This window comes from Psychrobacter sp. 1U1, assembly GCF_051847535.1.
In the GTDB taxonomy this organism is placed as follows: domain Bacteria; phylum Pseudomonadota; class Gammaproteobacteria; order Pseudomonadales; family Moraxellaceae; genus Psychrobacter; species Psychrobacter saeujeotis.
On sequence record NZ_JBPYDD010000001.1, the window covers coordinates 333116 to 348225 of the forward strand.

The 15110-nt window shown below is 40.3% G+C and carries 11 protein-coding genes; 10 read left to right on the forward strand and 1 reads right to left on the reverse strand.

Features of this window, described 5'->3' with window-relative positions; translation table 11 throughout:
* Positions 1–48: 48 nt before the first annotated feature.
* On the reverse strand, positions 49–207 hold the full coding sequence (gene hemP / locus ACS8FB_RS01355) for a hemin uptake protein HemP (protein WP_227672156.1): 159 nt from the start codon (positions 205–207) through the stop codon (positions 49–51).
* 246 nt (positions 208–453) lie between these two features.
* Here hemP and ACS8FB_RS01360 point away from each other — a divergent pair, with 246 nt between their 5' ends.
* The 10 genes from ACS8FB_RS01360 (at position 454) to clpA (ending at position 15012) form a co-directional block, all read left to right on the forward strand.
* The gene (locus ACS8FB_RS01360; protein WP_439260661.1) at positions 454–1530 is read left to right on the forward strand and encodes an NUDIX domain-containing protein; all 1077 of its coding nucleotides are present in this window, start codon (positions 454–456) and stop codon (positions 1528–1530) included.
* Positions 1531–1828: 298 nt separating this feature from the next.
* Positions 1829–2776: a lipocalin family protein gene (locus tag ACS8FB_RS01365; protein ID WP_439260662.1), complete on the forward strand. Its 948-nt coding sequence runs from the start codon at positions 1829–1831 to the stop codon at positions 2774–2776.
* A 399-nt stretch (positions 2777–3175) separates the two neighbouring features.
* Positions 3176–4621: a glyceraldehyde-3-phosphate dehydrogenase gene (locus ACS8FB_RS01370; protein ID WP_439260663.1), complete on the forward strand. Its 1446-nt coding sequence runs from the start codon at positions 3176–3178 to the stop codon at positions 4619–4621.
* A 468-nt stretch (positions 4622–5089) separates the two neighbouring features.
* Positions 5090–6304 carry an Obg family GTPase CgtA gene (gene cgtA, locus ACS8FB_RS01375; RefSeq protein WP_439260664.1) on the forward strand — a complete coding sequence of 405 codons (1215 nt, stop codon included), beginning with the start codon at positions 5090–5092 and terminating at the stop codon, positions 6302–6304.
* 162 nt (positions 6305–6466) lie between these two features.
* Positions 6467–7639, forward strand: a complete 1173-nt coding sequence (gene proB, locus ACS8FB_RS01380) for a glutamate 5-kinase (RefSeq protein WP_439260665.1) — start codon at positions 6467–6469, stop codon at positions 7637–7639.
* A 313-nt stretch (positions 7640–7952) separates the two neighbouring features.
* The gene (gene hemE / locus ACS8FB_RS01385; protein WP_439260666.1) at positions 7953–9089 is read left to right on the forward strand and encodes a uroporphyrinogen decarboxylase; all 1137 of its coding nucleotides are present in this window, start codon (positions 7953–7955) and stop codon (positions 9087–9089) included.
* A 113-nt stretch (positions 9090–9202) separates the two neighbouring features.
* Positions 9203–10270: an N-acetyl-gamma-glutamyl-phosphate reductase gene (gene argC, locus ACS8FB_RS01390; protein ID WP_439260667.1), complete on the forward strand. Its 1068-nt coding sequence runs from the start codon at positions 9203–9205 to the stop codon at positions 10268–10270.
* A 153-nt stretch (positions 10271–10423) separates the two neighbouring features.
* Positions 10424–11311, forward strand: a complete 888-nt coding sequence (locus tag ACS8FB_RS01395) for a hypothetical protein (RefSeq protein ID WP_439260668.1) — start codon at positions 10424–10426, stop codon at positions 11309–11311.
* 132 nt (positions 11312–11443) lie between these two features.
* The gene (locus tag ACS8FB_RS01400) at positions 11444–11857 is read left to right on the forward strand and encodes an ATP-dependent Clp protease adaptor ClpS (RefSeq protein WP_299216318.1); all 414 of its coding nucleotides are present in this window, start codon (positions 11444–11446) and stop codon (positions 11855–11857) included.
* Positions 11858–12438: 581 nt separating this feature from the next.
* Positions 12439–15012 (forward strand): ATP-dependent Clp protease ATP-binding subunit ClpA, encoded by a 2574-nt coding sequence (gene clpA / locus ACS8FB_RS01405; protein WP_439260669.1) that lies wholly within the window; start codon positions 12439–12441, stop codon positions 15010–15012.
* Positions 15013–15110 lie beyond the last annotated feature (98 nt).

Here is a 15110-nt window from a genome sequence, read left to right on the forward strand (position 1 = left end):
AATAAAAAACGCCTTTCAATAGAGGCGTTTTTTGTTGGTACAATTAGGTTATTTGGTCAAAATTAAGCGATTGTTACGAGTCAAACGCAAGCGATACTCTTCGCCTTCATGCTCAATACGGACTTCCTTGGTTAAAGCAAACAAGTGCTGCGATTGTAAAGTAGGCAAACGATTTTCACGGCAGTTTAAGTAGCGAGAGATGACCATACTCATAGTGAATTCCTTTTGATTAAATAACTGTTAAAGTAATAGTGGTTGCTAACGATAATAATTATCATTTACATTGAAGTATTTTGCAAGCCAATTGATAAAATAAAATACAGTTATTGTGTAAATATATCTAAATCAATCATTACTAACACTAGTATTGAAAAAATCTTAGGCTTAATTCTAAAAAAATTGATCGAATTTTGAACGAAAAGCTTTATGAGAGAATTGATTAAGGAGAGAGCTATGTCAAATGCATCGACCAAACAACTAGGCAACGATATAACTGTCACAATTAATGTCGCCATTGCTGTTATTTACTATAAAGATAAGTATTTGCTTGGATTTCGAGATAAGTCTCAGCATCAAGGCAATCGCTATGAATTTATAGGCGGCAAGATAGAGGCTCATGAAACTGCAAATCAGGCACTAATACGAGAAGTTGCTGAAGAAACGGGCATCGTCATTCATCATAATACGATCGTTAAGCTTGGGCGACTGCACCATGATTACGGTGATAAAAAAGTAAGTTTACAAGTCTATCGTGTCGAGCTGACGTCTCATCAGTATGACGTATATAAACATCAAGACTATGGTTTAGAAGGACAGATGCTAGCATGGGTAAATAAGTCTGAGCTATTAGCAGGAAGCTACAACTTGCCAGCTGCTAATAAAACGATTCTTGAATGGCTACGCTTGCCTTCAAAAATAGCAATTACCTATCCTTTATCACAGTTCAGCACATACCCTGACGCAGCGACAGCATGGTTACAATATCATCAAGCTCACATAGCGTCAGATGCTTGGGTATATATTCGAGTCCAAGATATAGGCTCAAAGAACGTTGCAAAGCAGCTGATGGGTCAGCGACCAGATATTAAAGTCATTATGCCTAATGACATCAACGAACATTATTCAAACCATCACCCAGCATCTAGTCATCAAATTATAGCGTACCATCTAACACAGACATCGTTACTACAGTGGGCTGACGAAGTTAAAGATAATGCTGCTCAATTGCAATCTTTACATCATCCATTAATAGTAAGTTGTCATGATGCTAGTAGTATTTATGCAGCCAATAAACTTGCCAATAGTCGTTTAGAGCGACAAGAGTCACCAGTCATTGGTATTTTTTTATCCCCTGTACTGGCCACTCAAACGCATCCTGATGCTAAGCCTTTAAGCTGGGAGGCATGGTCAGATCTAGCAGCACTTTCAGATACGCCTGTCATTGGTTTGGGTGGATTATCGCCCAATTTATTTACTCAAGCGAAGCAGTATGGCGCCACGAGTATAGCTGGTATCCGGCAGTTTCTTTAAGCTTATGAATGAAAAATAGCATCGTTTTCTTTACCATGGTCTATTATCGTTTTTCATTAAACCTTTTACATACCAGTTACTATGTATTTAGTATTACTGACAAAGACAATATTATTTACAAACGGTTGCTTTTCCCTACAATGCTACACTGTTCCGATTTCCATTATATCTTTAATATTACAGTTAAAAATTATGTGAGATAAAAGTATGGGGTAAGCAACTGATTATAAGTCTTACTATAACCATATTTATATCGACTAATAAACAGCACTATTAATTCAAAAATAATGGTATTTTTATGAAAACCAACAAGTTACCTACGTCAGAATATTCTGACATACAGGCAGCCGGTTCTCAGTCTGGGCAAAATCATCAATTGGTTAACAAGCGTTTAACAGATGATGTAAATACAGCGAATAATTATAGTAATGCTAGCAATGATGCCAACTATAATAAGTCTATACATTTGCTTTCAGGCAGTGAGAAATCAATAAATAACGATCTTACTTCTACGGGCTTAAATGACGAAGTACCGGAGCGTATATTTATGAATAGTCTGATTAAACACACTGGAATAGCACTAGCGATTATTGTACCGTTAGCTGCGTTTTCAGCCTATGCTGCAACGCCGCCGGAAATGCCTGCCTCACATGATGCCACTAGCGTCAGTACTGGTAAAGTAGATGCAGAGGTAGCAGCCAATATGACTATAGATATTACACCTTCTTCTATTATTCATCAGTCAGCTACTGAACCAACTACAGTAGATAGTCTTGATTTAACAAAATATAGTGGAACATGGTATGAGATCGGTCGTTTACCAATGTATTTTCAGCGCAACTGTGCCAGCGATGTGACTGCTACCTATACTCCTAATGCAAAAGACACTGGTATTACGGTATTGAACCAGTGTATTGATGAAGATGGTGAATCGGTTACTGCAGAAGGTCTTGCAAAGCCTGCAGATGATACAGGTAGTAAGCTCGAGGTTACTTTTTTACCGTCATGGATTCGCTGGTTACCTGTTGGGCGCGCCGATTACTGGGTGTTGGCACATGATCCCAATTATCAAACGGCTTTGGTTGGTACCCCAGATAAAGAATATTTGTGGCTGCTGGCTCGTTCACCAGATATTTCACAAGAAGCTTATGCAAAATATCGTCAAATTGCTCAGCAACAGGGTTATGATCTAAAAGCTTTCACATTAACGGATCATCGTAATCAAACCGTAAATTTGGTCCCTTAATATTAAATAAAAATTGATCAAGTGATCGGTAGTCTTCTGTCTGTTTGTAGCGAACCTAATGGTGAGTATTGACTCAGTTTGGTAGATAAATAAAAAGGTGACCTAATAAGTTGCCTTTTTGCTGTGTTATGAACATAGTTTCTGTCAAAAACAATACATGATTGATATCAAACGTTAGTAATAACGGTTATCACTAGCAAAATCAGGCATTTTGAGCTAAAATGTACCCCAATTAAAACCTATGATAAGTACGACCAAAGAGCTTATAAACCTACTACATAATATAATGATTAATAAGTATGTATCAATTTTACTAACGTAGCGTCTCTCTCAGTTTATAAGTTTTTAGTACTTACATAGCCTTCTATATTTTACAAACACATTTTACTGACCATAAGGATGTTTCTCGTGAGCCAAGCTAATACCTTACGCCAATTACATCAAGATCGTCTAAATAGTTACAACGATCAAGAACAACAAGCTATTGAGTTAATTGGACTGTTAAACAAACTCTATAACGAAAAAGACGTACAAGTTACTTTGTTCGGTGAGACACTTGATACAACTTCAGTCGGTCAAGTACTGGCGTTGCATCAAAAAGCAGCTATTCGTGAGCAAAATGGTAAGCCTATTGCTATTGCTGACACTTTAGAGATGGTTAAAGCATTGGCTTCTAGTAGCGACATTCAATCATCACGTGTAGATGTTGGTCAATTGATCGCCAATGACACTGATTTGCAAGCGGCTTTACAAGAGGCTGGTGACGATAAATCTGCACAAAACGGTACTACTGACGTTGTGTTGTATGGCTTTGGACGTATTGGACGAATTTTAACGCGTCTATTATTATCACAAGCATCTAGTAAAAAGGGTTTGCAGTTAAAAGCTATCGTAGTACGTCCGGCTGCTGCAGGGGATCTTGCTAAGCGTGCGTCATTACTTGAGCGTGACTCCATTCATGGTAGCTTTACGGGCGGCGTAAGCGTTGATGATGATAACAATGGTATGGTTATCAATGGTCGTTTTGTACAAGTGATTTATGCCAATGATCCAAGTGAGATTGATTACACAGCTTATGGTATTGATAATGCGTTAGTCATTGATAATACAGGTATATGGAAAGATGAAGCTGGCCTAGGTAAACACCTACAATCTCAAGGCGTCAATAAAGTATTATTGACTGCGCCTGCTGGCGGGGATATCAAAAACGTCGTTTATGGTGTTAATAACGATACTGTTGGTGAGGACACCATTGTTAGTGCTGCAAGTTGCACGACCAATGCCATTACGCCAACATTGAAAGTATTAAACGATGAATATGGTATCGAAAACGGTCATGTTGAAACGATTCATTCGTTTACTAATGATCAAAACTTAATTGATAACTATCATAAGTCTGATCGTCGTGGTCGCAGTGCAGTACTAAACATGGTGATTACTAGCACTGGCGCGGCTAAAGCGGTTGGCAAAGCACTACCAGAGCTTAGCGGTAAACTGACAGGTAATGCTATTCGTGTACCTACTCCTAATGTCAGTTTGGCGATTTTGAACTTAAATTTAAAGCAAGCGCCACAAGGTGCAGACGCATTAAATGAGTTTTTGCGTAAGATGGCTAACAGTAATACTTGGCAATCACAAATTTCTTATACCGATTCGACAGAAGCTGTATCAACAGATTTTGTTGGTACTAAGCACGTTGGTATTGTTGATGCGCAAGCCACTATCGTTACTGACAATCATGCAACTGTCTACATCTGGTACGACAACGAAGTAGGCTATAGCACGCAAGTACTACGCTTGGCAACTCAAATGGGCGGTATTAGCTATACTCAGATTCCTGCATAACATCTGCATATGTGAGGTACGAGGGTAAGCTTTTGTTAAGCTACTTTGATTGTTATCGCTTATGAGTACAGCTCAAGCAGCCTAACATGCTTACAGTGTATAACAACACCCGATATTCCGTTTGGTTATCGGGTGTTGTTGTTTGATAACATCCACAACGGTTCTACTGGTATAATGATCGTAAGAGTGATAAAAAACTTTTCGTATTTCTATTATATGATAATAAGAGCGCTACTAATTATATGATAATAAGAGCGCTACTAATTGGTATCTAATTTGACTATAGAGCATGCTTGCTTTGTGGTAGGCATATTTTATGAGTAGTCAACTTACACCAGTCAATTTAGTGATTGAATGATAGATAGACTAACAAGTAGATGATTAGTAGACTAATTAAGTATATAGATATCTTTAAGTACCAATATAAAATCAGCCAATGACTGTAATCTAGAAAGTAAGGAACGTAAGATGCGATTTATTGATGAAGCCGTCGTAACGGTAAAAGCAGGTGACGGTGGTAATGGAATCGCCAGTTTTCGCCGAGAAAAATACGTACCACGCGGTGGCCCGGATGGCGGTGATGGCGGTAGCGGTGGTGATGTTTATGTTATTGCCGATGATAACACAAATACGCTAGTCGACTATCGCTATACGCGTCGCTATGACGCCAAGCGTGGTGAGAATGGTCATAGTAAAAACTGCGCTGGTAAAGGCTCTGATGACGTATTCTTGCCAGTACCTATTGGTACGACTATCATTGATACCGAGACAGACGAGGTACTAGGCGACTTGGTTGAGATTGATCAAAAAATATTGGTTGCTAAAGGTGGCGACGGAGGGCTTGGCAATACTCACTTTAAAAGCTCTACCAATCAAGCGCCGCGTAAAGCAACCTCAGGTTTTGAAGGCGAGTTAAAGGTACTGAAGTTTGAGCTAAAAGTAGTGGCTGATGTCGGTCTGGTGGGATTGCCTAATGCTGGTAAATCTACTTTTATTCGTCAAGTCTCTGCTGCTAAACCTAAAGTTGCTGACTATCCATTTACGACGCTGGTTCCTAATTTGGGTGTGGTAGATATTGGACGTCATCGCTCATTTGTGATGGCTGATATTCCAGGTCTAATCGAGGGTGCGTCTGAAGGTGCTGGTCTAGGTATTCGCTTTTTAAAGCATGTTGCTCGTACGCGTCGTCTACTACACTTGGTTGATGTAAAGCCAATTGATGGTAGCGATCCGGTAGAGAATGCTCGAGTTATCCTAAACGAGCTTGAGCGTTTTTCCCCTGAATTGGCCAATTTGCCTCAAATTTTAGTGTTGAATAAAATTGATCAAGTGGTTGAAGAAGACTTAAATGAGCTATGCACACATATCGTAGCAGAGCTTGGCTGGACAGGCATTGTGTTTCGCACCTCCACTTTGACAGGAGATGGCGTTGATGCCGTCAAATATCATTTAATGAATGAAATTGAGCGCGAGCGCGAGCGCGAAATAGAAGATCCTATTTTTGCCGACGCACAAAAAGAGCGTTTTGAGCGTTTAGAAGAAGAGGTGCGTTTGAATACAGAGGCGCAGCGTGAAGCGTATCGTGCGGCTCGTAAAGCTGAGCGTGAAGGTACCAACCTTGTAGATGATGATGACTTGGATGACGATGACGATGACGGTGTAGAAGTGGTCTATACCTCTTAGAATGTATTAGCAGAAGATAACGGTAGTGTTTGCTGATATTCTCTGCTAACGTTTATACAAATTTGATGTTGTCGTGTATGAGACTATATGAGGTTTTTATACAACAAAATAGATCATCTATTATTATTTTTAAATCAACCCCCACAATTTACAGGAGTTTTTATGGCAGGTGACACAGACCAAACGACCGAAGAGGCAAGGTTTATCAAACAAAATCGTAATTTTGATATTCAGCGCGTTGTTGTCAAGATTGGCTCATCGTTATTAACCAATAATGGGCGAGGGCTGGATCGAACTGCTATTTATGAGTGGGCCAAACAGATTGCTAAATTGCATAAGCAGGGCGTTGAAGTACTATTGGTATCGTCAGGCGCAGTTGCCGAAGGCGTGGTGCGAATGGACCTTGATGAGCGGCCAAAAAAGCTTGCAGCATTGCAGGCTTGTGCTTCTATTGGTCAGATGGGTTTGATTGAAACGTGGTGGTCAGCATTGATTCAACACGGAATACAAAGCTCTCAGCTATTATTAACTCACGACGATTTGTCTAATCGTAGTCGTTATTTGAATACCACTGGTGCACTGACGCAGCTATTAGAGTGGAATGTGCTCCCAGTTATTAATGAAAACGATACCATTACGATTGATGAGATTAAGTTTGGTGATAATGACACATTGGGTGCAATGTCAGCGGCTATGATCAATGCAGATTTATATATTATCTTGACGGATCAAGATGGGGTGTTTACCGACAACCCACGAGACAACCCTGATGCTAAAATGATACGCCAAGAGCGCGCGATGGCTGACTATCTTTTTGACATTGCAGGTGACGGTGGTAAGCTTGGTCGTGGCGGTATGCTAACCAAGATTCGTGCTGGTCGCCTTGCAGCAATGGGCGGTTGCCCAACTGTAATCGTCAGCGGTGCTATTGATAACGTCATTACTCGTGTGGTGTCTGGTGAAGCTGTCGGTACGCTATTAACCACTAACGATGCCGACAAAATTATTGCACGTAAACAATGGTTAGCCGCGCATTTACGTATGTCAGGTACTTTGATCGTTGATGCGGGCGCCGCTAAAGCATTAGTAGAGCACAACAGGAGCTTGTTACCAGTTGGGGTGGTAGAAGTGCGCGGTGATTTTGATGAAGGAGATGTAGTAGAAATTGTTCATCAAGATACAGGCGAGCGTTTAGCGGTAGGGCAGATGAACTTCTCTTCTAATGATGCGCGCCGAGTAGCTCGAGAGCGTACTGAACAATTCGATAGAATCCTTGGCAACAAAGAAGAACGCGTGGTTATGGTGCATCGTGATAACTTAGCATTGTCTATGTGATGATATCTGCTAAAAATGACAAGCTTACGGTAGTAAGATAATAGATACATAGCCAGTCTATAAATAATACTGACCATTGGTTAAGATTACTTAGATAAGTAGCAACAAGTATCACTATATTTTTCAAGATCAAAACGAATGCCATAATAGATTTTATCTTTATGGCATTCACTATATGTATGTTTTGATTCATATGTACGTTTTAATTAAAACGCGACTATTTATTATTTATCAACAAATAGACGCTTCCTAATTTTTTATTTTTACAATGATAATTACAATATGAGTATTGTACTCTTTTGGAGACTTATACATGAGTGCCTCAAATAACACGAATACAGCCCAGCCAAAATTTGCTCCTTTAAAAAACGATAGACTAATACGGGCACTGCGTTTTGAGCCGATTGATACCACACCTGTCTGGATGATGCGCCAAGCTGGACGTTATTTACCAGAGTATAAGTCAACGCGTGCAGAAGCTGGAGATTTCATGAGCTTGTGCAGAGACACTGATCGAGCGACGGAAGTCACTTTACAACCGCTGCGCCGCTATGATTTGGACGCAGCTATCTTGTTTAGTGATATTCTAACTATTCCAGATGCGATGGGTTTGGGCTTGTATTTTGAGACTGGAGAAGGACCTAAGTTTAAACATCCTATTCGTAATCAGGCAGATCTTGATAGATTGCCAAAGCTTGATGTCAACGATTCTCTTGACTATGTTATGCGTGCGGTGACAAGCATCCGTAAAGCGTTGAACGGACAAGTGCCATTATTTGGCTTTTCTGGTAGCCCATGGACACTTGCTACTTATATGATTGAAGGTGGTAGCTCAAAAGATTATCGCTATACGAAAGGGTTTTTATACAGTAATCCTGAATTTTTACATCAGTTATTAGACAAGTTAGCGATGTCTGTGATTGACTATTTAGATGCGCAAGTCGTAGCTGGAGCGCAGATTCTACAGATATTTGATAGTTGGGGCGGAGCGCTTGGTCATCGTCAGTTTATAGACTTTTCTCATCAATATAACAAGCGTATCGTAGCAGAGCTGAAAATACGCCATCCGGAGATTCCAGTGGTCTTATTTACCAAGGGGGGTGGTCTTTGGCTAGATATTCAAGCGGACAGTGAGGCTGATGCCTTAGGGTTGGATTGGACCATGCCGCTCGATCGTGCTCGTCAAGTTTTGACTGAAAGCCAGCGTCATCTTACTAAAAAGCATAAAAAGCTACAGGGTAGTAAGGCAATTCAAGGTAACTTGGATCCAGCTACTCTATATGGTTCACCCGAGACCATTCAGGCAGAAGTCAAAATGATGCTAGATGGTGCTTATGCTAGTGGAGACAAAACAGGCTATATAGCAAACCTCGGTCATGGTATTACTCAGTGGGTCAACCCAGATCGTGCCAAAGTATTTATAGATGCTGTACATGATTATCAAATTTAAGCGTATTTAGATAGTAGTTAACGCGTGTATTGATTAAATCTCAGTACCAATAAACAGTATATTTCGCAAAGATGTGTAGTGCATTTAATGATTATTAAATAAAAGGACACCTTATGATTTCAGCAGCTATTGTCGGTGGTACAGGTTATACAGGTATTGAGCTTATCCGTTTGTTATCAGCGCATCCTAAGGTGTCTATTGATTTATTAACTTCAAGAAGTGAAGCTGGAACGCGTGCTGATGAGATATTCCCAAGCTTACGTGGCATATCAGACTTAGTGTTTAGTGATTTGGGCGATGAGACGCTATCTGCTTTACAAAAATGCGATGTGGTGTTTTTTGCTACGCCGCACGGAGTCGCTATGAAGCAAGCCGCAGCATTGACTCAAGCAGGCGTGAAGGTAATCGATTTGGCGGCCGATTTTCGCTTACAGTCGTTGGCAGATTTTGAACATTGGTATCAGCAGACGCATAGCTGTCCTGAGCTATTAAAGACAGCAGTATATGGACTTCCTGAGCTAAATCGTGACAAGCTTGCAGAGGCTTTTATTGTAGGTAACCCTGGTTGTTATCCGACTACGGCTATTTTAGGTTTAAAGCCAATTATTGATAAGCAGAACAAACAAGCAATACGTTTGATTGAGTCGCGTATCGTTATTGATGCCAAGTCTGGCGTATCTGGTGCAGGCCGTCAAGCAAGCCTTGCGCTTAATTATGCTGAAACGACAGATAACTTTAAGGCTTACGGTATTGGAGGCCATCGTCATTTACCTGAGATTGAACAAGGTATTGAGCAGTTATTAGACAGTCAATTTTCACAACAGGTACGTTTTTTACCGCATTTAGTACCTATGATTCGCGGCATGTTCAGCTCTATTCATATAGCACTTACAGAAGCAGGCACTGGTATCGACTGGCAGCAGGAGTTTGAAGACAGCTATGCAGGTGAAGCATTCATTGATGTGTTGCCTCATGGTGTCTACCCTGATACACGTAGTGTGCGTGCTAGCAACCGTTTGCGTATCGCGATACATCAAGATAATGAACGCGGTGAGTTAACCGTGCTGGTAGTACAAGACAATCTTGTAAAAGGGGCAGCAGGACAAGCAGTGCAAAATATGAATGTGATGTTTGCATTTGATGAAACGTTAGGGTTAAATGCGGCGCCAATTGTACCGTAAAGTCTGTTAGGTAAAAAAATGTTATATAAGATATAGTGGTGGCTTATCACAGAAACTTTACTGTTAAGTCATTACGCTTACAGCGCTATGCTAGGTATTGACTTTAAATTCCGTTATAATATTTCGCCTTTACTGTTAAGAGATATCATTTAGATGCGTGTTAAGAATGCCTCCCGTTTGCGCTATCAGTCAGCACAATCAGCGTGTCATGCGTCTGCATCTGTACACCGTCAGCCTGCCACCCATGTGTGGCTGCAGCCATCATTAAATAAGGATTATCGTATAAAACATAATCAAAGTATTGGCAACAGTCAACAAGGGGCATCGACATTACTGCTGGCATTGTTTGTGATAGCAATACTGGTAACAGCAACGATAGCTATATTGCTTGGGCATCAGCTTGGCTATCAACGTGGTTATCATGCGCTAAAGACAGAAACTGAGCAGGCAACGATTAATAGCAAAGAAGCTACTAACGAGCTCAAAGATTTACGTATCAGTCATAAAGTGCTGACCAATCAGGTAGCCACAGCTAAGCAGGAGCTGACTATTAGTCTAGTAAATTTAGATGATCTGCGTCAAAAGCAGCAAGCTTTAAAAATCGACAATAGACAAACCTCGCAGTTGAATGATTTATATGCAGAGGTTATTGCTGAACAAGGAGGCATGCCGCTACAAGTATTGGGTGCTAAAATTGATCCTTTACCTGAAAATGCTTTTGAATACGGTTTTGATGTAGGGATGCTTAGCGAAGACGGTCTTGCTAAAAGCTTAAAAGTGACGTTGACGCTACAAGACAAAGATAACTTTGTAGACGTACCGTTAGATCCCGCTCGTTATGCCATTGAAGGTATTGTTCGTATTCGTGGTCGATTTGTGATGCCTAACGGGTTTAAACCTCTACAGGTCAAACTCAGTTTAGAAGCAGGTGATGAACAGATTGAACAACTATATGATTGGAAGCTTGGCAATATGGTAGACAGTATGCCTTTGTCGTTAATGGATTTACCAGAGGTTGACCAAAGCCCAATTGAACCATAAATACTGCAAATGGGCTGGTTTTTACTGCTTCATTAATCTGCATAAGTATAAGCAGAAGTTGTATCGACTAATGCTTTTTAAGAAGTTATTAATGTATTTTTTTATTGAATTTTTACTGAAATTATCCTTATTATGACCATAAAACAAATAGTAGCACATCCTAAACCTACAGTATCCGACTGGCATTTTCCCAACATGCCGGCCGGTCATCGTGCTCAAGATGATGATACTGAAAGTGAAACAACGCCACAGGCAGATGTATTGGTTGCAGAGCCTGAAGTAACAAAGCCGCCCATGTATGCTGTGGTTATGTATAACGACAATTATACGCCGATGGAGTTCGTTGTATATATTTTGCAGTCAGAGTTTCGCCACAATATCGACTCAGCGGTTGAAATTATGCTAACTATTCACAATAGTAGTAAGGGGATTGCTGGGATTTATCCTAAAGATATCGCTGAAACTAAGGCTAAGAAGGTGAATAGTTTGGCCCATCGTGAAGGCTACCCATTACTGACTCAAATCGAACCCCATCAAGGCGAATAGGGCAATCTGTTCTATTCACTCATAGGCTACTTATTAGCCGACATTGCGCCTATCTTCCTACTCAGTTTACTGTTCCCTCTCTTGATTTTATTCAACGATAACCTCATATATATATTATCGCTAAAAATTACCTATTCATTTAAGTACATCACTTTTCTTCGTCAATCGTCATCATTTCTTATTCATCCATATATTAGCTTGGTTCTTTAAAACATTAAGGTTTTTCCCTCTTTTTGTTATTACACAAGGACTTATGTTTAAACATATCTTTTGTCAGAATCTACTTTTAACGTGCTTTTATTCAAAATGACCTGTAGGTTATATATGGCAACAGAGATTTTTTGAATTTAATCATACATAGTCACCATACTCTTTGATACATTTTAGTACCTGTTAATAGATTGACTATATATAACGATCGTGTTGTGATAAAGCTAAATAGTAGCAAGGATGAATACGTCTATAGCTGTTCCGCTTTAATAATTGTTGTGTTTTGACCTTGAACAATCTTTTTGCCGCCCTGATTTACCAATTAAGCTATTAAATTATTATAAAGAGTTGTATAACCGTAGGAATTTCTTATGTTAAGTCGTCACCTTGAAGTCTCTTTGCGTTTAGCAATGACGCTTGCGCGCCAAAAGTCGCATGAGTATCTCACTGTTGAACATCTATTATTAGCGCTTCTTGAGAATACTCATGCTGCTAACACTTTAACCGCTTGTAATGCCAATGTCTCAAATCTGCGTACTGAGCTTGAAGCTTATATTGATAAGCATACGCCAACGATAGATGTGGACATGGAGCAATCACCGCAGCCTACTCAAAGCTTTGATCGCATCTTGCAGCGGGCTATTTTTCACGTACAATCTATCGGTGGTGGTCGATTGGTTGAAGGTTCAGACATTTTGGTTTCAATGTTTTCTGAGCATGATACATACGCAGTCTACTTGCTCAAAAAGCAAGGAATTAGTCGCTTAGAGCTTACTCAATATCTCTCGCACGGACAAGATAAGGATGAGCCATCTGAGCCGCGTGCTTCTATTAGCGGCGAACGTCGTAGCGCCTCAGAAAAAACCAGTAAAGATCCATTAGTGGAGTTTGCAAGTAATTTAAACCAACGTGCTGCAGAAGGTAAAACCGATCCATTGATAGGACGCGGTCCTGAAATTGAGCGTACTGCACAAGTATTGTGTCGTCGCCGTAAAAATAATCCATTGTTAGTTGGAGAGCCGGGCGTTGGTAAAACTTCTATCGCTGAAGGTTTGGCTTGGCTTATCATCAACGAAAAAGCCCCAAAACCACTGAATGGCTGTGTGATTTACAGTCTTGATATTGGTGCGTTGATTGCAGGTACCAAGTATCGCGGTGATTTTGAAAAACGTATGAAGTCATTACTTGATGCGCTCAAGAAAAAACCCAATGCGATTTTATTCATTGATGAGATTCATATGATTATTGGTGCAGGTTCATCAATGAGTAGTAATATGGATGTGTCAAACTTAATCAAGCCAGCACTTGCAAATGGTGAGTTACGTTGTGTCGGTTCGACCACCTTTACTGAGTATCGTCAAGTATTCGAAAAAGATCACGCATTATCGCGTCGTTTCCAGAAAATTGATGTAAAAGAGCCAAGTGTTGAAGATAGCATTGATATCTTACGCGGTCTTAAACCACGTTATGAAGAGTTCCACAACGTTGAGTATACTGATGAAGCGTTAGTGACAGCTGTAGAGTTGTCTTCTAAGCATATTCATGAGCGTTTTTTACCAGATAAAGCGATTGATGTTATCGATGAAGCTGGCGCGTATAAGCGTTTAGGGATTATTCCCGATACAAATGATATCAATGCAGAAGACGGTCTGATTGCGGATTTGGAAAAAGATATCAACCAAAAAGACCATGAAGGTATTGATACCAGTAAGTCTGATAACGACAATGAGATGCAAGCTAAGGCAGCCACTGCTAAAGCTGATGACGAGTCGAAAACAATAGATGATTTGCAAACGATCAATAATCAAAAGCCATCGATAAAAATTGATGTTGCTGATATTGAAGCCATTATTGCTAAGCTTGCCCGTATTCCACCCAAATCAGTCTCCAGTGATGATAAGAGTATTCTCAAGCATTTAGATCGTGATCTCAAGCATTTAGTGTTTGGACAGGATGAAGCGATCGCTACACTTGCTGATGCTATTAAGCTGTCACGAGCAGGACTAAAAGCACCAGAAAAACCGATTGGCTCCTTTATGTTTGCAGGTCCTACAGGGGTTGGTAAAACAGAAGTATCACGTCAGTTGGCGAGCCTGCTGGGCGTAGAGCTGGTACGCTTCGATATGTCAGAGTATATGGAGGCGCATACAGCCTCACGTCTGATAGGGGCGCCGCCAGGTTATGTCGGTTATGATCAAGGCGGTCTGCTTACTGAAAAAATCAATCAGCATCCGCACTGTGTATTGTTGTTTGATGAGATTGAAAAAGCGCATCCTGATGTTTTCAATTTACTATTGCAAGTCATGGACCACGGTACGCTAACTGACAACAACGGCCGTGTGGCTAGCTTTAAGCAAGTTATTGTTATTATGACGACCAACGTGGGTGCAGATAGTATCAGTCGCTCATCTATGGGCTTTACTCAACAAGATCACAGTCGCGACAATACTGAAGCGCTAAAACGAGTCTTTACGCCTGAGTTCCGTAATCGTTTAGATGCGATCATTCAGTTCAATCCTTTAGATACAGAAGTAGTGATCTCAGTTGTTGATAAGTTCTTAGTAGAGCTGCAAGTACAGCTTGATGACAAACAGGTCACTTTAGAGATTGACGATGAGGTACGTGACTATCTTGCTGATAAAGGGTATGACCGTTTAATGGGTGCGCGTCCTATGCAGCGTCTAATACAAGATGAGATTAAAAAACCATTGGCAAATATGATTTTGTTTGGTGATTTGGTTAATGGCGGAGTGGTACATATATCTCTAGAACCGGAACATGATGAAGAATCTAATACTACTTCTAACGAAGTTTTGTTGAATAAAGATGAGGCCACATCAAGTACTAGTATGCAAACTGATAAAGGTTCAGCGGATAGCCGTATTATTCTAACTGTGGTTGAAACTCATGAACCACATTCAGACTCTGAGTCATTAGCAAGTTAACAATATTCTTTCTTTAGATAAAAAACGGTTACTTAGGTAGCCGTTTTTTTGTGATATTCGATTATGCGATTGCTATACTTTATAACAAATTTGGCATA